Origin of the sequence: Paraburkholderia diazotrophica (assembly GCF_900108945.1) — a bacterium.
GTDB lineage: Bacteria > Pseudomonadota > Gammaproteobacteria > Burkholderiales > Burkholderiaceae > Paraburkholderia > Paraburkholderia diazotrophica.
On record NZ_FNYE01000002.1, the window covers coordinates 309259 to 330925 of the forward strand.

A 21667-nucleotide genomic window follows, 5' to 3' on the forward strand; every position below is an offset into this window, starting at 1 on the left:
AGTGCGCCTGTTGGCGATTGGCGCGTACAAGCCTTACCGCTGCGAATCTCCTGAAAGTGTTTTACGCAGCCGGTAACGCTTCACGCCGAACGGCTCGCTTCTTTTGCTGTCCACCTCCTATCGAGGCTGTATCGGATCTGGAGGTTTTCCCATGCTCACCATTGGCAGTTGCACGCTCGAGACGCGCGTCGTCGATATCACGACGCTCGACGTCGACGCGATCGTCAACGCGGCGAACACGTCATTGCTGGGTGGCGGTGGCGTGGATGGCGCGATCCACCGCGCGGCGGGCCCTGATCTGCTGCGCGAATGCGAACGGCTAGGCGGATGCGTGACGGGCGACGCGAAGATAACGGGCGGCTACCGGTTGAAGGCGCGTCATGTGATTCACGCCGTCGGCCCCGTGTGGCACGGCGGCGAGCGCGGCGAGGCGGAACTGCTGGCTTCGTGCTACCGGCGCTCACTTGAACTCGCGCACGACGCGAGCGCAAAGAGCATCGCGTTTCCCGCGATCAGCTGCGGCGTCTATCGCTTCCCCGCCGACGACGCCGTGCGCATCGCCGTTCAAGCCACGATTGACATGTTGCCCAAAGCGCCTTTCGTCGAACGCGTGATCTTCGCGTGTTTCGACGAAACGATGTTCTCGCGCTATCGGGCCGAACTCGAACGACGCCGTCAGGCGCCGCCATCGAACCCCGCCTGACGCCACGCTTCGAACACGACGACGGCGACGGTGTTCGACAGATTCAGGCTGCGATTGCCGGGGCGCATCGGCAGGCGCACGCGCTGTTCGTTCGGAAAGCGGTTCAGTACGGAGTCCGGCAGGCCGCGTGTTTCCGCGCCGAACACGAACCAGTCTCCCGGCTTGAATGCATGCGAATGAAAGGGACTCGAGCCGCGCGTCGTGAACGCGAACATGCGCGCAAGGTCAGGCGACTCGCTTTCGATCAGCGCATCCCAATCGCGGTGCACGTGCATCTGCGCGTATTCGTGATAGTCGAGACCGGCGCGGCGCATCTTAGCGTCATCGAGCGGGAAGCCCAGCGGCTCGATCAGATGCAGGCGCGCGCCCGTATTCGCACACAGGCGGATCACGTTACCGGTGTTCGGCGGAATTTCAGGCTCGACGAGAACGACGTTGAACATAAGCGGGTGAACTGGAAACTAGTTTTTCGGCGTCCGAAGCGCGACCAGATTGGTCACGCGGCGTGCGCCTGCTGCCTTCAGCGTGCGGGCCAGCGCGTCGAGCGTGGCGCCCGTCGTCATCACATCGTCGACGATCGCGACATGCAGGTCCTGCACCGGCTTGACGACCTCGAACGCGCGGCCGACATTCTGCCTGCGCGCGTCGCGATCGAGCTTCGATTGCGGCGCCGTATCGATCATGCGCCGCACGAGCGCAGCGTCGCTGCGAACACCCATCGCTTTCGCGCAGGGCCGCGCGATTTCCCACGCCTGGTTGTAGCCGCGATCGATGAGCCGTCGCGCCGAAAGCGGAACGGGTGCGACGACGTCGGGGCGGTCACGTTCGTCGAGTGCATCTGCAGCGGACCATGCGAGGCGCCGCGCGAACTCGTGCGCGAGCGCGAGCCGCGCGCGAAACTTCAATCCGACTGCGAGCGCATCCAGTGGCGCGCGATAGTCGGCGACCACCAGCGTCGCGTCGAACGCAGGCGGTGTCGCGATGCAGTTGCCGCAGCGATATCGCGTGACGCTCGCGCGCCGAAAGCCGCTTAGCGGAACCGCGCAGACGGTGCAGCGCAGTCGCGCTTCGTTCCACCATGATTCGTCGCAAAACCGGCACAGCGTGCGATGCGACATATTGCCGCATAACGCGCAGAGATTCGGCAACGCGAGCCGCGCGAGCGCCGGCAGTGTCGAGATCGAACGTCGCGCGACGCGGACGAACCGTTCGCGAAACCTGTGGCACGAAGCGCCGGAGCGGGACCACCGGAAAGCCCGATTTGGCATATCGATACGCCTCCGAAGGCCGCTGACACTGAAGGGACGGAATCGAGCGAGTATACTTCGCACTCTTCGTCCGTACGACTCCAATGACCGTGTCTGTCACCGAAACTAGCCGTCCGGCCTATGATTCGCGCCGCATCCGGAAGATTTTCGACCGCCGGGCCGCCACGTTCGACGACGTCGCGTTCCTGCCGCGTGAGATCGCGCAGCGCATGCGCGAACGGCTCGACTACATCAAGGTGAATCCGGCGCAGGTGCTCGATGCGGGCTGCGGTGCCGGCGACGATCTCCCTTCGCTGCGCGAGCGCTTTCCCGAGGCGCCCGTGTTCGGCACCGATCTCTCGCAAGCGATGCTCGCGCGCGCCGTCAGGCACGACGCCACCGACACCAGCTGGCGGCGCTTTTTGCCCGCGTCGCTCGGCAAGGCGCTCGGCTCACGCGGTCCGCGCTTCGCTCAAGCCGATTTCTCCGCGCTGCCTTTCGTATCGGGCGCATTCGAATTCATCTGGTCGAACCTCGCGCTGCATTGGCACTCGCGACCCGATCTCGTTTTCCCTGAATGGCAGCGTGTGCTGAAGGTCAACGGCCTGTTGATGTTCAGCACGCTCGGACCCGACACGCTGAAAGAACTGCGCGGCGCCTATGCAGAGATCGAAGCGGCGCACGGCGTCAATACGCACAAACATGTAATCGACTTCGTAGACATGCACGATCTGGGCGATATGCTTGTCGAAAGTGGCTTCGAAATCCCCGTGATGGACCAGGAGACGCTGACCATCACCTACAAGTCACCCGAGTCGCTGCTCGCCGATGTGCGCCGTTGGGGCGCCTATCCGTCGCGGCGCGAAGGGTTGCCGGGCGTCGCGTCGAGGCGCATGCACAAGGCGCTGCTCGCCGCGCTCGAAGCGCGCCGGCGCGTCGATGGCACGATCCCTCTGACCTTCGAGGTGATCTACGGACACGCATGGAAGGCCGTGCCCCGGACGACCCCTGAAGGGCACGGAATCGTGCGAATCGAAGACATAGGGCGGGGTCGGCAGAAGAATCGTTGAGGCGGTAAAGACGACATCTGTTATGTCTGGGATTACCGCGTCAAAAACTGCGTCAAAAGGGCGCAGAGGCTTGTGCAGCTTGGCTTGGCGGCCGATAGAGCGTTGCTTGTGGATGCCCTGGATCGGCCCTATAATGCGTCAGTTTGTCGCTCAATGTTCCCACAATTAGAGCGACAGGCCCGGGGCGTTTGCGGTTCGGGCAGCCGTAGTTGCTGGGCGTGAATGGCATTGGCTGTATGCGATGACTGGCAGTTCGCGGGAGGCAGCGATGAATGCAACCGATCTGCTTGCTGAGTCGGAACCCGTCCTCAAGGACTGGACGATGAAGCGCAATTGTTCGGTGTCGCCGCGGCAATTCGTGTTCTTCTATGTCTCGCTCGCGGCATTCTCGCTGTTGATAGCATTCCTGCTGGTCCTGTGCGGCGCGTGGCTGGTGTTGCCGTTCACGGGTATCGAGTTGCTCGCTGTCGGCGCTGCATTTGCGGTCTATGCGCGCCATGCCGTCGATTACGAACGCATCCGGCTGTTTCCAAACCGGCTCGTGATCGAACAGGTCAGCGCCGAGCACCTCACGCAGTTCGAATTCAATCCGCGCTGGGTGCGGGTCGAACGGGGAGCAACGCCGCGCGATTACATCAAGCTGGTGTCGCGGGGCGAGACGGTCTCGGTCGGGCAGCATCTTGCGCAATATCGGCGCGCGCAATTCGCCGACGAACTGCGTCTGTGGCTCAGGCAGTGTTAGGCGTCAAAAGTTGCGCATTGAATCACGCGCCATTCCAGAGGACGAGGGGCAGCCTTCCAGCGGGGTCGAGGGTTTGAATGGAAATTTTGGGTAAGGAAGCTATGAAAACAATCAAGCGAGCCCTCACGGGCGTGCTGGCGTGTAGCGGGCTGCTCTTCGCCGGCGCCGCCCTTGCTGTCGGCGACAGTCCAGGCGGCCCCAGCGTCAACGAGATCAATCTCCAGCCGCCAGTGACCAGAATCGCTGAGGAGCTCTACAGCCTCCATACGCTGATGCTGATCCTCTGTACGTTGATCTTCGTCGGCGTATTCGGCGTGATGTTCTATTCGATCTTCGCGCACCGCAAATCGAAGGGCCACAAGGCCGCCAATTTCCACGAAAGCACCACCGTCGAAATCATCTGGACCATCGTCCCGTTCATCATCGTCGTCCTGATGGCGCTGCCTGCCACGCGGACCGTCGTCGCGATGAAGGACACGTCCAACGCCGATCTGACCGTCAAGGTCACTGGCTACCAGTGGAAGTGGGGCTACGACTACGTGAAGGGTCCGGGCGAAGGCATCAGCTTCCTGTCGACGCTGACCACGCCGCGTAGCGAAGTCAACGGCCAGCAGCCGATCACGGACACCTATCTGCAGGAAGTCGACAACCCGCTCGTCGTACCTGTCAACAAGAAGATCCGCATCATCACCACCGCCAACGACGTGGTTCACTCATGGTACGTGCCCGCGTTCGGCGTGAAGCAGGACGCGATTCCCGGCTTCGTGCGCGACACGTGGTTCAAGGCGGAGAAGGTCGGCACGTATCGCGGCTTCTGTACGGAGCTCTGCGGCAAGGAGCACGCGTACATGCCCGTCGTCGTGAACGTGCTGTCCGATGACGACTACGCGAAGTGGGTCGACGACGAGAAGAAGAAAATGGCCGCAGGCCAGGACGATCCGAACAAGACCTATACGCTCGCCGAGCTGACGGAGCGCGGCGGCAAGGTGTACGCGTCGAACTGCGCGGTCTGCCACCAGCCGACAGGCAAGGGCGGCGGCGCGTTCCCGGCGCTCGATGGCAGCAAGGTCGCGAACGGCCCGCTCGCCGATCACGTGAGCATCGTGCTGAAGGGCAAGAACGCGATGCCGTCCTGGGCGCCGACACTGAACGATGTCGAGATCGCATCCGTCATCACGTTCGAGCGCAATTCGTGGGGCAACCACACGGGCGACATCCTGCAGCCGAAGCAGGTCGCCGATGCGCGCAATGGCCGTCTGCCGTCGGGTGGCGATCACCTCGCGGGCGCAGCGGCGGCAGCCGCGTCGGACGCAACGGCTGCGAGCGGCGCGGAAGGTGCGAGCGGCGCGGCGGCGGCAAGTGGCGAAACGGGCGCATCGGCTCCCGCGGCGGCGTCAGGTTCAACCGGCGCTTCGAACAATGCAGCGGCATCGGCGCCCCAGGCGTCGCTGCCCGCCACGATCTACTTCGAAACGAACAAGAGCACGCTGCCCGCCGACGCGAAAGCCGCTGTCGATGCCGCCGCCGCGTACGCGAAGGCGCATCCGGATGCGAAGTTCACGCTGTCGGGCTACACGGACGCAACGGGTTCGGCCGATAAGAACGCGCAGCTCGCGAAGGCGCGTGCCGAAGCCGTGCGCGATGCGCTCAAGGCAGCAGGCATCGCCGAAGACCATATTATTTTGAAGAAGCCGGAGACGATCACGGGCGGCGCGGACGCGAAGGAAGCGCGCCGGGTCGAGATCAGCCCAGCGGCCTGACGTGTCACGGTCAGAGAAAAGCAGCATTCGATTTAGGAGATTGTCATGTCTAGCATCGGACACGATGTAACCGCGGGGCACGAGCACGTCCACGGCGATCACGCGCACGCGACGCCGCACGGCTGGCGTCGCTGGCTGTTCGCGACCAACCATAAGGACATCGGTACGCTGTACCTGCTCTTCTCGTTCATCATGTTCCTGTCAGGGGGCGTGATGGCGCTGGCGATCCGCGCCGAATTGTTCGAGCCGGGTCTGCAGATCATGCGTCCCGAGTTCTTCAACCAGCTGACCACCATGCACGGCCTCATCATGGTGTTCGGCGCGATCATGCCGGCCTTCGTCGGCTTCGCGAACTGGATGATTCCGCTGCAAATCGGCGCATCGGACATGGCCTTCGCGCGGATGAACAACTTCAGCTTCTGGCTGCTGCCCGTCGCTGCCGTGCTGCTGGTCGGTTCGTTCTTCACGCCGGGCGGCGCGACGGCTGCCGGCTGGACGCTGTACGCGCCGCTGTCGACGCAGATGGGCCCGGGCATGGACTTCGCGATCTTCGCGGTCCACATCATGGGCGCGTCGTCGATCATGGGCGGCATCAACATCGTCGTCACGATCCTGAACATGCGCGCACCCGGCCTCACGCTGATGAAGATGCCGATGTTCGTATGGACGTGGCTGATCACCGCCTACCTGCTGATCGCCGTGATGCCGGTGCTCGCGGGCGCGATCACGATGGTGCTGTTCGACCGCCACTTCGGCACGTCGTTCTTCAACGCGGCAGGCGGCGGCGACCCGGTGATGTACCAGCACATCTTCTGGTTCTTCGGACACCCCGAGGTGTACATCATGATCTTGCCGGCGTTCGGGATCGTGTCGCAGGTGATCCCGGCGTTCGCGCGCAAGCCGCTGTTCGGCTATAGCTCGATGGTGTACGCGACGGCTTCGATCGCGATCCTGTCGTTCATGGTCTGGGCGCACCACATGTTCGCGACGGGCATGCCTGTCACGGGCCAGCTGTTCTTCATGTACGCGACGATGCTAATCGCGGTGCCGACGGGCGTGAAGGTGTTCAACTGGGTCGCGACGATGTGGCGCGGTTCGCTGACGTTCGAAACGCCGATGCTGTTCGCGGTGGGCTTCCTGTTCGTGTTCACGTTCGGCGGCCTGACGGGGCTGATGCTCGCGATGGCGCCGCTCGACATCCAGTATCACGGTACGTACTTCGTGGTTGCGCACTTCCACTACGTGCTGGTGGCGGGCTCGTTGTTCGGGCTCTTTGCCGGCTGGTACTACTGGTCGCCGAAGTGGACGGGCTGGATGTACAACGAGACGCGCGGCAAGATCCACTTCTGGGCATCGCTGATCTTCTTCAACCTCGCGTTCCTGCCGATGCACTTCGTCGGTCTGGCAGGCATGCCGCGTCGCTACGCTGACTACCCGGCACAGTTCGCCGACTGGAACCAGGTCATCACGATCGGCGCGTTCGGCTTCGGTCTTGCGCAGGTGTACTTCCTGTTCGCGGTCGCGCTGCCCGCTTACCGTGGCGGCGGTGAACTCGAAAAGGCGTCGGACAAGCCGTGGGACGGCGCAACGGGTCTCGAATGGACCGTGCCGAGCCCGGCCCCGTTCCACACGTTCGAAAACCCGCCGACGGTCGAATAAGCGATCAGGCAGTCTTCGAAGCTCCGCTCCGGCAAACGCAGCGCCGGAGCGGAGCGATGAACCGAAACACTGCGCGGCAACGAAGGTTCGAGAAGTTCAGCATGACCCGGAATCCACAAAAAAGACGCACGCCCGAAGAAATTCGCGCTGGCAATCTGCGACTCGGTCTGATTCTGCTTGTTATCGTCGCCGTCTTTTTTCTGGGTGCCATCATCAAGCAGGTCTGGTTTTCCTGACCTGTCGTGACGAGTTGATCACCCGTGCACGCGATCTGTTGAGGAAGTTCGATGTCGACGCAACCGCCCGCTGGGGCCGATCGTTCTTTTAACCGTTCGATGCTGTTCAAGCTCGTCGTCGTCGCGTTTCTGATGTTCGGCTTCGGGTTTGCGCTGATACCGATGTATCGCGCGATCTGCGAGGTCACGGGCATCAACAATCTCGTGCAGCGCGACGCAACGGCGCGCGAGGCGAAGAACACGCAGGTCGATATGACCCGCACGGTTTCGATCGAGTTCGATGCAAACGCGCGCGGCCTGCTCGGTTTCAAGCCGGAGCAGAACAGCATCGACGTGCATCCGGGCGAAGTGACGACGGTGATGTACGACGTGACGAACCAGCAGGGGCGCACGATTCAGGCTCAGGCCATCCCGAGCTACGCGCCGAAGCAGGCCACCGAGTACTTCAGGAAGATCGAGTGCTTTTGCTTTACGCAGCAGACCTTGAAGGCCAACGAATCGAAGCGGATGCCGGTGGTGTTCCTCGTCGATCCGAAATTGCCGAAGGACGTGAAGACGATCACGCTGTCGTACACGTTCTTCGAATTGAACACGCCGGCGGCGGCGCCGCGCGGCACGGAAGGTCAGGCGGCTGACAACGCGAAGGCGTCGAACCCCGCGTGACACGTAACAGAAACGCTTGCCCAAAGAAGGCGAGGATATGAGCGATAGCGGTGGCGGCGGCAGGAAGAGCAGTTTCGGCCAGTCGATGAAAGCCGTGATGTGGTCGTTTTTCGGCGTGCGCAAACGGCGCGACCTGGAAGCGGACGCAACGCAGCTCAACCCGCTGCATGTGATCATCGCGGCGCTGATTGGCGCGGCGGTCTTTATCGGGGTGTTGATCCTGATCGTGCGCGTGGTGGTCGGCTAGACGATGCGGTGAAACAAGGGCGGTCGTTTCGACGCCCGGACGGACCGGAGAGGAGCGGCGCAGCGAAGCGCGCCGCTGGACGTTGCAAAGAGAGCCGGAGAGCGGCGCGGGCGGCTGCGGAGCCAACCGGACCAAGCGGAACAACTGGACTGAAGTGGAGAATCAAGAATGAGCGGTCAAAACGATAGCCCGTACTATTTCATACCGCATCCGTCGCGGCATCCGATCAGCGCGGCGGCTGGGCTGCTGATCCTGCTCGGATCGTTTGCGTCGTGGGTGAACGGCGAGCCGTGGGCGCCCATCACGGCGCTGATTGGTCTGCTGTGGCTGCTCTTCGTGCTGTATCACTGGTTCGGCGACGCCATCTCCGAATCGGAAGGCGGCATGTACGGCAAGCGCGTCGACACGTCGTTCCGATGGAGCATGAGCTGGTTCATCTTCTCCGAAGTCATGTTCTTCGGCGCGTTTTTTGGTGCGCTGTTCTATGCGCGCGCAATCGCGATGCATCAGCTTGGCAGCCTCGACTACAAGTTGATCTGGCCGGACTTCTCGGCGGTGTGGCCGAACATCGGCCCGGCTGATCTGGTGTCGCACTTCAAGTCGATGACGCCATGGCCTGTGCCGACCATCAACACGGCGCTGCTGCTGTCGTCGGGCGCGACGCTGACGGTTTCGCACCACGCGCTGCGCGAGAACCATCGCACGAAGGCAATCGCATGGCTCGCCGCGACGGTCGTGCTGGGTGTCACGTTCCTGTTCATGCAGGGCTTCGAGTACTTCCACGCGTACAACGAACTGAACCTGACGCTCGCGTCGGGCGTGTACGGCTCGACGTTCTTCCTGCTGACAGGCTTCCACGGCTTCCACGTGTTCCTCGGCGGCACGATGCTGACGGTGGTGATGATCCGGTTGATCCGCGGCCACTTCACGGCGGACCATCACTTCGCGTTCGAAGGCGCGGCGTGGTACTGGCACTTCGTCGACGTCGTATGGCTGGGTCTGTACGTCGTCGTGTACTGGCTGTAAGCGTTGTTTTCGGAGCTTCGGAGGCCTGCGCGCTGTGCGTCATATCGACGCAAGAAGATGCCGAAGGCATCCCGCAGTTGACGCGGCTCGAGTGTCGAGTGCGCGGCACCGAAAGCAGTCACGCAAGGGTTTCAGCAGCGCCGCCCTCGACTCCGTCGGGGCGGCGTTTTGTTTGCTAGAGTGGGAATTTCGGCGATCGCGAAAGGGTAGATTGCCGGATCGTCGCGAAAATAAGTGGCATACTTCGCCGTCAAATTGAGACGGCACGCGCTGGCAAGCGTGTAGCGCAAGCGTCGTGCAGGGCATGTCGTGGGACATGTCGCGGTGTTTGCAGAAGCGCGCGTCGTGGACTGGCGGTGTGTCAGCGGCCGTACGGAATGCCCGTCGATTGAATCCAACCCATCCAGTGCGCGAACAGGATGAACAGGAACAGCGAAATCGACAGACCGACACGCGTCGCCAGCGACCACACCATGCGCTTCGTCCTGCCGCGGTCGTGCATCATGAAGTACAGCGCAGACACCATGCTGGCGATGATCAGAGCGAAAGCGATGGGAACGAGAATGTGCATGGAAGCAACTGAAATTCAGGAAAGCGAAGGCAACAGACTCATTATCGCACCGCGAGCAATGGTTCGTCTGTCCGCCGAAATTGCACGATGAAGATTCGTCTGATCCCTACGCTGCTGATTTTGATCGTTGTCGCCGTGACCGTGTGGCTCGGCTTCTGGCAGCGTGACCGCGCGCATCAGAAGGAAGCGCTGCAGGCGCAAGTTACGCAGTTCGAAAACGCGCCCGCGCAGAACATCGGCGCCGCGCCTATTGCGTTGAAGCAGATTGAGTTCCACCGCGTGCGGGCCGTCGGACAGTTTATGCCGCAGCAAGTGGTGTACCTCGATAATCGCCCGTATAACGACCAGCCGGGCTTTTACGTCGTGATGCCCTTTAAACTGCGCGACGGCGGCTATGTGCTCGTCAATCGCGGCTGGCTGCCGCGCAACATGAACGAGCGCACGACAATCGCGCCGTACGGCACGCCGAACGGCGAGATCGCAATCGAGGGGATCGCGCGCGCCGACGCGACGCGCGCATTCGAGCTCGGCGAGGGCGGCTCGGCCGCGCATCAGGCGATTCGTCAGAACCTCGACGTCGCGTCGTATGCCGCGGAAACGGGCTTGGCGCTCCAGCCTTTCGTGATCCAGCAGATCAGCGACGATGGCGACGGGCTCGTACGCGACTGGCCCGCGCCGACATCCGGCGTCGATCGCAACTACGGCTATATGTTCCAGTGGTGGACCATGGCCGCAGCCGCTGTCGCGTTCGGCCTGTATGCGGCCCGACGCGCCGCGAAGCACGAAAAGCTCGCGCAGAACGCGAGACCCGAGGGCAGCGCCAGCAACGAAAAGGCGCCGCACGCATGACGCTCGACGAGCGCTTCGGCGACATCCGAAGGCGCCGCCGACAGCACCATCATTGAAAGAGGATCGAGTAGTGTCGACGCAGAATCCCCGCTCCGAGCAAGCAGGACAGAAGGCAGCGCAGGGCACGACGGGTCGCCAGCCGGCCGGCAAGGGCTCATGGCAGCGCGGCCGCTGGATGATGCTGCTGATCGCGTTCGTCTGCGCGGCGCCCGCGATCGGCGCTTACATTGCGTACTTCGTCATCAAGCCCACGGGCGGCACGACGAGTTACGGCAAGCTGATCGAGCCGCAGCGTCCCATTCCCGAATCGCTGGTCGTGACGGGCGAAGACGGCAAGCCGATGAAACTCGCGTCGCTGCACGGCCACTGGCTGATGGTTTCCGTCGACAGCAGTGCGTGTGACAAGGCTTGCGTGACAAAGCTGTACTTCATGCGCCAGGTGCGCGCGACCCAAGGGGCCGAGCGCGAGCGCATCGTCAACGTGTTTCTGCGCACCGATGCCGGAAAGGTGCCCGACGTCGTCGATAACGCATACAAGGACACCGAGATGCTGATCGCCGATCCGAAGGACGTGACAGCGTGGCTGCCCGTCGACGACGGCACGCGGATCACCGACTACATCTACATGGTCGACCCGAACGGCAATCTGATGATGCGTTTCCCGAAGGACCCGGACCCGAGCAAGATCAAGGGTGACGTCACGAAACTGCTGAAGTATTCGGGTATCGGCTAAAGTGCCCCGGGCACGTTGAATCGCGCTGTGTGGCGGAAGAAGGAAAGATAGATGTTCGTATTGCAACTGGGACTGATCGGGCTGTGCATTGCGCTGCTGCCGATGTCGTACGTGTGGGTGAAAGCCGACGACAACAAGTTCCGCAAGCTGGTCTGGGTCACGACGTTCCTGACGCTCGATCTCGTGATGTTCGGCGGCTTCACGCGCCTGACCGATTCGGGCCTGGGGTGTCCCGACTGGCCGGGCTGCTACGGCACGTCGTCGCCGTTCATCGCGCACGCGGCCATCAGCGCCGCTTATCAGGCCATGCCGTCGGGCCCCGTCAGCATGACCAAAGCGTGGATCGAGATGATCCACCGCTACTTCGCGATGGCGATCGGCGTGCTGATCGTCGCGCAGACCATCATCGCGTGGGTTGCGCGCATCCGGCGCCGTCCGCTGCATGTGTCGCCGTGGTGGCCGACGTCGCTGCTGCTGCTGATCTGCGTGCAAGGCGCGTTCGGCGCGTGGACCGTGACGATGAAGCTGCAGCCGGTGATCGTGACCACGCACCTGCTGCTCGGGCTCGCGCTGCTCGGCACGCTCGGCTGGTTCGCCGCGCGTCAGACGCCGCTGCCCGCATACGAGCCTGAAACTGCACGCTGGCGCACCGCGGCGCTGTTCGGCCTTGCGCTGCTGATCGTGCAGATCGCGCTCGGCGGCTGGGTCAGCACGAACTACGCGGTGCTCGCCTGCACCGACTTCCCAACCTGCAACGGCCAATGGATTCCGCCGATGGACTTCGGACACGGCTTCCATCTGTGGCGCGCGCTCGGCATGACGGGCGACGGCGACGTGATCACGCAGGATGCGCTCGTCGCGATCCACTGGACGCACCGCACGTTTGCCTTTGTCGTTGTTGCGTATCTCCTCTGGTTCGCGCTGAGAATGCGCCGCTTTGAGTCGCTGCGGCGGCCCGCGAACGGCGTGCTGCTCGTGATCGTGATCCAGTTCGTCACGGGCCTGTCGAACATCGTTTTGCAATGGCCATTGCCCGTTGCCGTCGCCCATAACGGCGGGGCCGCAATCCTGCTGCTCCTGCTCGTTATGCTAAACTTTCGAATCGCTTATAGCCGTCCCGGCCGCGCCGTATTCCCTGCGCGCGATGCCGCGCCAGCGTGATCTTCATGGACAGCACAACTCTCCCCCATTCGCCCGGTAGCCGGATCTCCCAATACATTGCGCTGACGAAGCCGCGCGTGACGCAGCTCGCCGTTTTCTGCGCGGTAATCGGCATGTTCCTGGCCACGCCCGGCATGGTGCCGTGGACGGTGCTGATCGGCGGGGCCGTTGGCATCTGGCTGCTGGCGGGCGCCGCATTCGCGATCAACTGTCTCGTCGAACAGAAAGTCGACGCGAAGATGCGCCGCACCGCGTGGCGTCCGTCGGCGCGCGGCGAAATCACCACCACGCAAATTCTGCTGTTCTCCGCGATTCTCGGCGGGCTCGGCATGTGGACGCTCTACACGTTCACCAATGCGCTCACGATGTGGCTGACCATCGCCACCTTCGTCGGCTACGCGATCATCTACACGCTGTTGCTGAAGCCCGCCACGCCGCAGAACATCGTGATCGGCGGCGCGTCGGGCGCGATGCCGCCGGCGCTTGGCTGGGCAGCCGTGACGGGTCACGTGCCCGGCGACGCGTGGATTCTGGTGCTCATCATCTTCGTGTGGACGCCGCCACATTTCTGGTCGCTTGCGCTGTATCGCCGCAAAGACTACGAGAACGCCGGTCTGCCGATGCTGCCGAATACCCACGGCGAAAAGTACACGCGTCTGCATATCTTCCTGTACACGGTCATTCTGTTCGCCGTCACGCTGATGCCGTTTATCTCGGGCATGAGCGGAACCGTCTATCTCGCATCGGCGGTTCTGCTGGGCGCGGTGTTCCTCGCCTACGCGTGGAAGATTTATCGGGAATATTCCGACGACCTCGCGCGTAAGACCTTCCGTTATTCGATCGTTTATCTGTCGCTGCTCTTCGCGGCGCTGTTGATCGACCACTATGCGCGTGCCTTGATCGGCGCGTAATACCATGCTCACCAAACGGTTCGCGCGCGCGGCGCGCGTTGCACTTGTCGCGTGCGCGCTCGGCGGCGCGGCGCTGATCTCGGGATGCGGGAAGGAACAGCCCGCGTTCACGAACGTCGACATCACGGGCAACAAGCAGTTCGGCGCGGATTTCTCGCTGCCCGACGCGAGCGGCAAGACGCGCTCGCTTGCAGACTACAAGGGCAAGGTCGTCGTGCTGTTCTTCGGTTATACGCATTGCCCAGACGTCTGCCCGACGACGATGGCCGAACTCTCGCAAGCGCTTCAGCAGTTGGGCCCCGAAGAAGCGAAGCGCGTGCAGGTGCTATTCGTCACCGTCGATCCCGAGCGCGACACGCCGGAACTGATGGCGCAATATGTGCCCGCGTTCAATCCGACGTTTGTCGGCCTGCGCCCCGCCAATCAGCAGCAACTGGAGAAGGTGACGAAGGACTTTCGCGTGTATTACGCGAAAGTGCCGGGCAAGACGCCCGATAGCTACACGATGGACCATACGGCCGCCAGCTACGTATTCGACACCGACGGCAAGCTGCGCCTCTTTGCGCGTGACGGCCAGGGCGCCTCGCCGTGGGTTCACGATCTCAAGCTGTTGTTGGGCTAGGGCTGGACTGACCAGCGGCGCAAAACCTCATTTCGCGTTTCGACAATGAAAGGCTGCACAGTGACGTGCGGCCTTTTTTCATTCTGCGCCGGACTCGTCCGCTGACGCGGCCCGGCGGCCCGTTGTGTCCCTCACAAGCCATCTCAAGTCGGTGCGCCAGGCTGCCGTTATCCAGAAAGGCAATCGTTTGCGATCGCGGCGCATCCAAAGCCGCGCGCCGGCGATCTGCCGAAGAAGTGACCACATCAAAGAGACCTACACAATGAGCAGGATGAGTCTGAACCGCAAGCTGTGGCTGTCGCTTGCGCTCGTATGGCTGGGTTTGCTGGGTGTCGGCTTGTGGAGCGCGATCGAAACGCGCTCGACGATGCTCGCCGAGCGCAAGGCCGGCATGGTGAATCTCGTCGAAGCGGCGCAAGGCGTCGTCAGCGGTTATCACGCGCTCGCGCAGGCCGGCAAGATGAGCGAGGCCGATGCGCAGCGCGACGCGCTCGCGCGTCTCGCGACGATGCGCTACGGTGAATCCGGCTACCTCTTCGTGATGGATTCGAAGCCCGTCGTGCTGATGCATCCGACGTTGCCGCAGATGGTCGGCAAGCAGGTCGGCGACTTCAAGGACCCGGACGGCAAGCTGCTGTACGTGACGATCGTCGATGCGGCGAAAGCGACGGGCAACGGCTTCGCCGCCTATCGCGGACGTCTGCCGCACAGCGAAGAGGCCGTGCCCAAGATCAGCTATGTCGTGCATTTCACGCCGTGGGACTGGAACATCACGAGCGGCGTGTTCGTGCGCGACATCGACACCGCTTACTACGCGAACCTCGTCGAGCATTTCATCGTCGTACTGGTGATCGGCGCGGTGATTTCGCTCGCGATGCTGCTGATCATCCGCAACGTGCGCGCCAGCCTCGGCGGCGAACCGCAGGATGCGGCGCGGCTCGCGTCGCATATCGCGACAGGCGACCTCACGCAACTCGTGTCCGTGCGCGCCGACGATTCGTCGAGCATGATGGCCGCGATGAACGAGATGCAAAGCCGCTTGCAGCGCGCGATCGGCGAAATCCGGCAATCGGCGGAATCGATCGCAACGGCGACGCAGCAGATCGCGGCAGGCAACGGCGATCTGTCGCAGCGCACCGAGCAGCAGGCGGCCTCGCTGCAGGAAACGGCAGCGAGCATGGAAGAGCTGACGGCGACCGTCAAGCAGAACGCCGACAACGCGCGTCAGGCGAGCGGGCTCGCGAACAACGCATCGGAGATTGCGACGAAGGGCAACGAGGTCGTGAATCGCGTGATCAGCACGATGACGGAGATCAACGATAGCTCGCGTCAGATTTCGGAAATCATCGGCGTGATCGAGGGCATCGCGTTTCAGACGAACATTCTCGCGCTGAACGCCGCCGTCGAAGCGGCGCGCGCGGGCGAGCAGGGGCGCGGCTTCGCAGTCGTCGCGGGCGAAGTGCGCAGCCTTGCGCAACGTTCGGCGACGGCCGCGAAGGAGATCAAGCAACTGATCGGCGCATCCGTCGAGCGCGTCAACAACGGCTATACGCTCGTCGAGCAGGCAGGCACGACGATGGGCGACATCATGCAGGCCGTGCGTCGCGTGACGGACATCATGGGCGAAATCGCGGCGGCATCGGAAGAGCAGAGCGGCGGTATTTCGCAAGTGGGCCGCGCGGTCACGCAGATGGACGAAGTGACGCAGCAGAACGCCGCGCTCGTCGAGCAGGCTGCCGCCGCAGCCTCGTCGTTGCAGGATCAGGCGGCGCGACTGCGACAGGCGATCGGCATGTTCCGGGTGAACGGCAGCGAAGCCGCCGTTGCATCGAAGACGGTTGCATCGGCGGCGAAGAAGTCCGCGCCTGCCGTCGCGAAGGCGCCGTCCGCGCCGGCTGCTCCCATGATGAAGGCCACGCCGGACGCCACGCCGCGCGTCGCGACGAAGCCCGTCGCAAAGTCCGCCGAGCCGGCGCGTCCGGCGAAGGTCCAGTCTTCCGACGACGACTGGACGACGTTCTGACCAGTTGCGCATCCGTCGATCGCAATCATCGTCGCAGAATTGCAGGCGGCAGTGCTTGCGATCGACGATCGCGCTGCTGTGATTCTTCGTGAACACGCCTTTACGCGCTCTTGTCACGCAGCGGACTCTTCGCGCGCGGCCGGGCGCGCTGCATGCGCATACCCATATGCGATCCCTGTATTTCACATCGCTGCATGCCTGTGAGACCATTTCGGGCTCGACGGACCGTGGGCAACACCCGTTCGCCCGCCGTCGGACACGAATCTGAAACAAGGCAGTCAAGAGAGAATCACATGCAGCGCAGAACACTCATCAAGGTTTTTTCCGCAGCGCTCGCTTCGGCGGCACTCGTCACCAGCTTCGGCGCGCGCGCCGACGACAAGGTCATCAAGGTCGGCACCATCAGCGGCCCCGACGCGCAAATCTGGTCGGTTGTGCAAAAGGTCGCGAAGCGCGAAGGTCTGAACGTCAAGGTCGTCGAGTTCAACGATTACGTGCAGCCGAATGCCGCGCTCGACGCCGGCGATCTCGACGCGAACAGCTTCCAGCATCAGCCGTATCTCGACAGCCAGATCAAGCAGCGCGGCTACAAGATCGTCAACGCCGGCCTCACGTACATCTCGCCGCTCGGCATCTATTCGAAGAAGCTGAAGTCGGTGAAGGATCTGCCGCAGGGCGCAAAGGTCGCGGTGCCGAACGATCCGTCGAATGAAAACCGCGCGCTGCTGCTGTTGCAGTCGCAAGGCGTGATCAAGCTGAAGGCGGGCGCGGGCACGAACGGCAGCAACGCGACGCCGCTCGATGTCGCTGACAATCCGAAAAAGGTGAAGCTCGTCGAACTCGATGCCGCGCAACTGCCGCGCTCGCTCGCCGACGTCGATGCCGCCGCCATCAACACGAATTTCGCGCTGGCCGCGGGCCTGCAGCCGACGAAGGACGCGATCGCGCTCGAAGACGTGCACAGCCCGTACGCGAACCTGATCGCCGTGCGCACGAAGGACAAGGATCAGCCGTGGGTGAAGAAGCTGGTCGCCGCTTACCAGTCGGAAGACGTGCGCCAGTTCATCAAGACCGAGTTCAAGGGATCGGTCGTGCCGTCGTTCTGAGCGGCGTCAGTCGACCTGTCGATGTGCGAAGCGCCACGGGCAACCGTGGCGCTTTTTTTGCGCTCTCGGAAAAGGCCAGAACGCGAGAACTTACAGCACGCGCTCCCATCGCTCGATCACGAGATCGCGCCCGAAGCGCCGCTCGGGTGCCGCCGACGCGAGCGAGAAGCCCGTCTGAATGAAGAGGCGGCGCGCATCGTCGAGCGTGCTTTCGCTTTCGATGCATAGCGCGCGATAACCGGCGCGCCTCGCAAAGCGCAAAGACTCGTCGATCAGCTGCGTGCCGATGCCGAGCCGCCGCACGTCCGGCTCGACATACAGCATGCGCACCTGAGCCTGCGCATCCGACGCAGCCGCGACCAGCGCCGACCCGACGATCAGCCCGTCCTGTTCGGCGACCCAGCAGTTCTCGCGCCGTGCATCGTGGCGCTGCGCGAATCGCCCGATCTGCTGCGCGATGAGCGCCTCGAACGTGTGATCCCAGCCGTGGCTGGCCGCGAACAGCTGCGCCTGCCGGGAGATCAGCAAGCCGTAATCGCCTGCTCGCGGCGCGCGCAGCGTAACGATGCTGCGTCGCGGCCGCTCGTCGAGCAGCCGCTCGATCAGCTTCATCGCGCCGATCAGCTGCTCCTGCGATTGCGGCGCGATCCGGGCCAGCACGGCGGAGACTTCGTCGACGGCTGCGGCATCGAGCGGCCGCCAGGCGGCGAGGCCTTCATCGGTGAACGAGACTAGCGACTGGCGCGCGTCGACCTCGGACGGGCGTCGCCTGATCAGGTTGCGCCGTTCGAAGCTCGCGAGCAGACGGCTCAGATAGCCGCTATCGATGCCGAGGTTGCGCGCGAGCGCGGCAGCCGTCTGATGCTGGCCGCGCGAAAGCTCATGCATCACGCGCACTTCCGTCAGCGAAAAAGGGCTTTTCTGCAAATGCTCGTGCAACACGCCGATGTGCTGCGTGTAAAAGCGATTGAAATGGCGGACGGCTTCCGCCCGGACTGTAGCGGGATCGTTCACCGTGTCCGTTCCCCGTATTGACCTGTCATTTGTTCACCACGCTGTGTCTCTGTCGATTGGTGATAGCGCCCGAATTCCGAAGTTTGCACCAGATTGTTAATTAAGAGGTATGACATTTGCGGCTTAACGCACGCAAGTTGACAGACGATTGACGGACGCCAATCCGCCAACTGGTCTCAAATCCGGGTATGCCCTAATGCCAGATCGGTGTCAGTGGAAATCCGCTTAATTCGCACAGCGCCTTTTGCGACAAGGGTTTAGTCGAGATAGACCAGCTAGATACCAGCTCGTTGACTGGTATTATTGTGGTTATATAATGGGCTCCGATTTCGTAGGTCATCTTCCTCACGATCCCGACCGAGTCCCATGGAAACCCGTTGGTCCGCACTGACACCCGACGTCCACAACGTCACCCCGATGTACCTGCAACTCGCCCGCAACATGGCGACGGCGATCCATTGCGGCGTATGGTCGGCGGGGGAAGCGCTGCCGTCGGAGCGCACGTTGTCCGACGCGATCGGCGTGTCGCGCATCACTGCGCGCAAGGCGATCGCGCTGCTGGTCGAGCAGGGGCTGATCCGGCGGGCGCGCGGCGCGGGCAGCTTCATCACGCCGCGCGTCGAAGATCCGCTGTCGCGCCTCACGGGCTTCACGAAGAAGATGGAGCAGCGCGGCTTCCGGCCGGACTCCGTCTGGCTCGAGCGCGACATCCGCACGGCGACTCGCGACGAGATCGTGCACCTGGGCCTGTCGCCGGGTGCGTCCGTCGCGAGCCTGCGTCGTCTGCGGCGCGCCGACGGCATCGTGATGGCCGTCGAGCATTCGTCGCTGCCCGTTTCGATCGTGCCCGACCCTCAGGCGATCGGCGGCTCGCTCTACAGCTATCTCGAGCAGCGGGGCGCGCCCGTCGTGCGCGCGCTGCAGCACTTTCGCGCCGTCAACGCGTCGAGCGAAATCGCGTCGCTAATGGACATCGATCCTGGCTGCGCGCTTCTGCTGATCACGCGCGTCGGCTATAGCGCCGACCAGCGCGCAATCGAACTCACGGACACCTATTGCCTGGACGACTACTACGACTTCGTCGCCGAACTGCGGCTGTGAACCGCGCATGCAAAGGAAGCGGGCTTGATGCACGACGTACAAAAGAGCAGGACGCACGAAACCCACGCGGCACGAATCAGTCACGCACTGGATAACGCAACATCAGAGAGACTCATGCTGACCGGAAACATACTTACCCCCGAAGGCTGGATCCACGGCACGATCGAATTCGAAAACGGCCGCATCAAGGCGATCAACGGCAACGCCGTCGATCCGTCGACGAACGACGCGCCGTACATCCTGCCAGGCTTCATCGACCTGCACGTGCATGGCGGCGGCGGCGCCGACGTGATGGAAGCGGGCAACGCGATCGAGGCGATCACGCGCACGCACGCGCGCTGCGGCACGACGAGCCTGCTCGCGACGACGATGACCGCGCCGCGCGACGAACTGATGAGCGTCGTGGCCGGCCTCGGCGACGTCGCGCGCAATCGCGTGCCGGGCGGCTCGCGCGTGCTCGGCGTGCATCTCGAAGGACCGTACATCAATCCCGGCAAGCTCGGCGCGCAGCCTGACGCGGCCGTGTCGGCGGTGCTCGACGAAGTGCTGAAGTATCTGTCGATTGCGCCGATCCGCGTCGTCACGATCGCGCCGGAAATCTCCGGCCACATGGACATCATCTCGGAGATCGCCGCGCGCGGCGTGCGCGTGCAGCTCGGCCACTCGCTCGGCACCTACGACGACGCCGTCGCCGCGATGAAACACGGCGCGCGCAGCTTCACGCACCTGTTTAACGCGATGTCGCCGCTGCATCACCGCAATCCGGGCATGGTCGGTGCAGCGCTGGCGCATGCCGAATACGCGGAAATCATTCCCGACCTGCTGCACGTCCATCCGGGCGCGATCCGCGCCGCGATGCGCGCGATTCCGCGTCTCTACGTGGTGACGGACAGCACGTCGGCGACGGGCATGCCCGATGGCGAATACCGCCTCGGCAGCCAGCACGTCACGAAATGTCTCGGCGGCGTGCGCCTTGCCGACGGCACGCTCGCCGGCAGCACGCTGACGATGGATCAGGCGCTGCGCAACCTCGTATCGCTCGGCCTGCCGATGGCCGACGTTTCAAACCGTATGTCGCGTTACGCCGCCGACTATCTCGGCCTCGAAGACCGCGGCCGACTCACGCGTGGCGCGTGGGCCGATGTCGTCGTGTTCGACCGTGAGCTGGCGCTGACGGCGACCTACGTCGAAGGAGAATCGATTGTCGAATATGCTTAAGGAAGCGCTGGCGTCCGCCGACGTGGTCGCCGCGCAACTCAACGATACGTCGCGTGTGGAAGCGCTCGCGGCACGGCTCGTGCAAGAGCCGCGCCACGTCGCGCTGACGGTCGCGCGCGGCAGTTCGGATCACGCAGCGAGTTACTTCGCATCGCTGACGATGAGCCGCATCGGTCTGCCCGTCGCGTCGCTGCCGATGTCGGTCGCGACGCTCCAGCAGGCGCCGCTGAAAGTGCGCGGCCAGCTTGCGCTCGGTTTTTCGCAATCGGGCAAGAGCCCCGATCTCGTCGGCACGATGCAGGCGCTGCGCGACGCGGGCGCGCTGACCGTGGCCGCCGTCAACGTCCCCGGCTCGCCGCTCGAAGCAGCATGCGAGTTCTATCTGCCCCTCGTCGCCGGTCCCGAACTGAGCGTCGCGGCCACGAAGAGCTACATCGCGATGCTGTCCGTCTCCGCGCAACTCGTCGCGCACTGGCAAAAGGACGAAGCGCTGCTCGGCGCACTGAAGTCGCTGCCCGATGCGCTCGCGCGCGCGGGCGCGCTCGACTGGTCGAAGGCTGTCGAAGAACTGCGCGATGTAGAACGGATGATCGTGATCGGCCGCGGCCTCGGTCTCGCGATTGCGCAGGAAGCGGCGCTGAAGCTGAAGGAAACGTCGGGCATTCAGGCCGAGGCGTTTTCGAGCGCCGAAGTGCGTCACGGTCCGATGGAACTGATCGACCGTGACTATCCGCTGCTCATGTTCGCGCCGCGCGGACCGGAGCAGGCGGGCCTGCTGCAGCTCGCGCGCGACATGCAGGCGCGCGGCGCGCGCGTACTGCTCTCCGCGCCCGGCGACGTGCCCGAAGCCGCATTGCCGCTCGTATCGACGGAGCATGCCGCGCTCGATCCGATTGCCGCAATCCTTTCTTTCTACGTGATGGCTGCCGGTCTTGCCGCCGCCCGCGGACGCGATCCCGATGCGCCGCGCCATCTGATGAAAGTCACCGAAACTCACTGAGCGAG

General features: G+C 63.5%; 23 protein-coding genes. 19 read left to right on the forward strand and 4 right to left on the reverse strand.

Going from position 1 to position 21667, the window contains the following annotated elements; all coding sequences use genetic code 11:
• Positions 1 to 151 precede the first annotated feature (151 nt).
• Positions 152 to 703, forward strand: a complete 552-nt coding sequence (locus BMW76_RS04090) for an O-acetyl-ADP-ribose deacetylase (protein WP_090863252.1) — start codon at positions 152 to 154, stop codon at positions 701 to 703.
• On the opposite strand, the gene trmL is transcribed toward BMW76_RS04090, so the two are convergent.
• A complete protein-coding gene (gene trmL / locus BMW76_RS04095; protein WP_090863255.1) occupies positions 676 to 1146 on the reverse strand; it encodes a tRNA (uridine(34)/cytosine(34)/5-carboxymethylaminomethyluridine(34)-2'-O)-methyltransferase TrmL in 471 nt (156 codons plus the stop codon). The genes BMW76_RS04090 and trmL overlap by 28 nt on opposite strands.
• Before the next feature lie 18 nt (positions 1147 to 1164).
• The gene (locus BMW76_RS04100) at positions 1165 to 1971 is read right to left on the reverse strand and encodes a ComF family protein (RefSeq protein WP_090863258.1); all 807 of its coding nucleotides are present in this window, start codon (positions 1969 to 1971) and stop codon (positions 1165 to 1167) included.
• An 83-nt stretch (positions 1972 to 2054) separates the two neighbouring features.
• On the opposite strand from BMW76_RS04100, the gene BMW76_RS04105 reads away from it, so the two are divergent.
• The 8 genes from BMW76_RS04105 (at position 2055) to BMW76_RS04140 (ending at position 9353) form a co-directional block, all read left to right on the forward strand.
• On the forward strand, positions 2055 to 3020 hold the full coding sequence (locus BMW76_RS04105) for a methyltransferase domain-containing protein (protein WP_090863261.1): 966 nt from the start codon (positions 2055 to 2057) through the stop codon (positions 3018 to 3020).
• Between the two features lie 268 nt (positions 3021 to 3288).
• On the forward strand, positions 3289 to 3762 hold the full coding sequence (locus BMW76_RS04110) for a DUF2244 domain-containing protein (protein ID WP_090863264.1): 474 nt from the start codon (positions 3289 to 3291) through the stop codon (positions 3760 to 3762).
• A gap of 77 nt (positions 3763 to 3839) precedes the next feature.
• Complete coding sequence (gene coxB / locus BMW76_RS04115) at positions 3840 to 5522, forward strand: cytochrome c oxidase subunit II (protein ID WP_090863267.1); 1683 nt, start codon at positions 3840 to 3842, stop codon at positions 5520 to 5522.
• Between the two features lie 45 nt (positions 5523 to 5567).
• Positions 5568 to 7181, forward strand: coding sequence for a cytochrome c oxidase subunit I (gene ctaD / locus BMW76_RS04120; protein WP_090863270.1), 1614 nt, complete (start codon positions 5568 to 5570; stop codon positions 7179 to 7181).
• A gap of 101 nt (positions 7182 to 7282) precedes the next feature.
• A complete protein-coding gene (locus tag BMW76_RS41625) occupies positions 7283 to 7417 on the forward strand; it encodes a cytochrome oxidase small assembly protein (RefSeq protein WP_090863272.1) in 135 nt (44 codons plus the stop codon).
• A gap of 51 nt (positions 7418 to 7468) precedes the next feature.
• The gene (locus BMW76_RS04130; RefSeq protein ID WP_090863275.1) at positions 7469 to 8080 is read left to right on the forward strand and encodes a cytochrome c oxidase assembly protein; all 612 of its coding nucleotides are present in this window, start codon (positions 7469 to 7471) and stop codon (positions 8078 to 8080) included.
• Positions 8081 to 8117: 37 nt separating this feature from the next.
• Positions 8118 to 8327 carry a DUF2970 domain-containing protein gene (locus BMW76_RS04135; RefSeq protein WP_087734323.1) on the forward strand — a complete coding sequence of 70 codons (210 nt, stop codon included), beginning with the start codon at positions 8118 to 8120 and terminating at the stop codon, positions 8325 to 8327.
• Between the two features lie 168 nt (positions 8328 to 8495).
• Positions 8496 to 9353, forward strand: a complete 858-nt coding sequence (locus BMW76_RS04140) for a cytochrome c oxidase subunit 3 (RefSeq protein ID WP_090863278.1) — start codon at positions 8496 to 8498, stop codon at positions 9351 to 9353.
• Between the two features lie 361 nt (positions 9354 to 9714).
• Here BMW76_RS04140 and BMW76_RS04145 read toward each other — a convergent pair whose 3' ends face one another.
• Entirely contained in the window at positions 9715 to 9924 is a 210-nt protein-coding gene (locus BMW76_RS04145; protein WP_087734172.1) for a twin transmembrane helix small protein, read from the reverse strand.
• Between the two features lie 87 nt (positions 9925 to 10011).
• Here BMW76_RS04145 and BMW76_RS04150 point away from each other — a divergent pair, with 87 nt between their 5' ends.
• The 7 genes from BMW76_RS04150 (at position 10012) to BMW76_RS04180 (ending at position 17329) form a co-directional block, all read left to right on the forward strand.
• Positions 10012 to 10773, forward strand: coding sequence for an SURF1 family protein (locus BMW76_RS04150; protein ID WP_090863281.1), 762 nt, complete (start codon positions 10012 to 10014; stop codon positions 10771 to 10773).
• A 70-nt stretch (positions 10774 to 10843) separates the two neighbouring features.
• Positions 10844 to 11506, forward strand: a complete 663-nt coding sequence (locus tag BMW76_RS04155; RefSeq protein WP_090863283.1) for an SCO family protein — start codon at positions 10844 to 10846, stop codon at positions 11504 to 11506.
• 51 nt (positions 11507 to 11557) lie between these two features.
• Positions 11558 to 12667 (forward strand): COX15/CtaA family protein, encoded by a 1110-nt coding sequence (locus BMW76_RS04160; protein WP_090863286.1) that lies wholly within the window; start codon positions 11558 to 11560, stop codon positions 12665 to 12667.
• Between the two features lie 5 nt (positions 12668 to 12672).
• Positions 12673 to 13578 (forward strand): heme o synthase, encoded by a 906-nt coding sequence (gene cyoE / locus BMW76_RS04165; protein WP_090863612.1) that lies wholly within the window; start codon positions 12673 to 12675, stop codon positions 13576 to 13578.
• Between the two features lie 4 nt (positions 13579 to 13582).
• Positions 13583 to 14200 (forward strand): SCO family protein, encoded by a 618-nt coding sequence (locus BMW76_RS04170; protein WP_090863289.1) that lies wholly within the window; start codon positions 13583 to 13585, stop codon positions 14198 to 14200.
• Between the two features lie 262 nt (positions 14201 to 14462).
• Positions 14463 to 16223 carry a methyl-accepting chemotaxis protein gene (locus BMW76_RS04175; RefSeq protein ID WP_090863292.1) on the forward strand — a complete coding sequence of 587 codons (1761 nt, stop codon included), beginning with the start codon at positions 14463 to 14465 and terminating at the stop codon, positions 16221 to 16223.
• Positions 16224 to 16516: 293 nt separating this feature from the next.
• On the forward strand, positions 16517 to 17329 hold the full coding sequence (locus BMW76_RS04180) for a MetQ/NlpA family ABC transporter substrate-binding protein (RefSeq protein WP_090863295.1): 813 nt from the start codon (positions 16517 to 16519) through the stop codon (positions 17327 to 17329).
• 90 nt (positions 17330 to 17419) lie between these two features.
• Here the strand turns inward: BMW76_RS04180 and BMW76_RS04185 are convergent, their stop codons facing one another.
• Complete coding sequence (locus BMW76_RS04185; protein WP_090863298.1) at positions 17420 to 18343, reverse strand: bifunctional helix-turn-helix transcriptional regulator/GNAT family N-acetyltransferase; 924 nt, start codon at positions 18341 to 18343, stop codon at positions 17420 to 17422.
• A gap of 366 nt (positions 18344 to 18709) precedes the next feature.
• Between BMW76_RS04185 and BMW76_RS04190 the strand changes: the two genes are divergently transcribed.
• From BMW76_RS04190 to BMW76_RS04200, 3 genes are all read left to right on the forward strand, one after another.
• Entirely contained in the window at positions 18710 to 19444 is a 735-nt protein-coding gene (locus BMW76_RS04190) for a GntR family transcriptional regulator (RefSeq protein ID WP_090863302.1), read from the forward strand.
• Between the two features lie 114 nt (positions 19445 to 19558).
• A complete protein-coding gene (gene nagA, locus BMW76_RS04195) occupies positions 19559 to 20662 on the forward strand; it encodes an N-acetylglucosamine-6-phosphate deacetylase (protein ID WP_090863305.1) in 1104 nt (367 codons plus the stop codon).
• Entirely contained in the window at positions 20655 to 21662 is a 1008-nt protein-coding gene (locus tag BMW76_RS04200) for an SIS domain-containing protein (protein WP_090863308.1), read from the forward strand. The genes nagA and BMW76_RS04200 overlap by 8 nt, the downstream gene beginning before the upstream one ends.
• Positions 21663 to 21667: the final 5 nt, after the last annotated feature.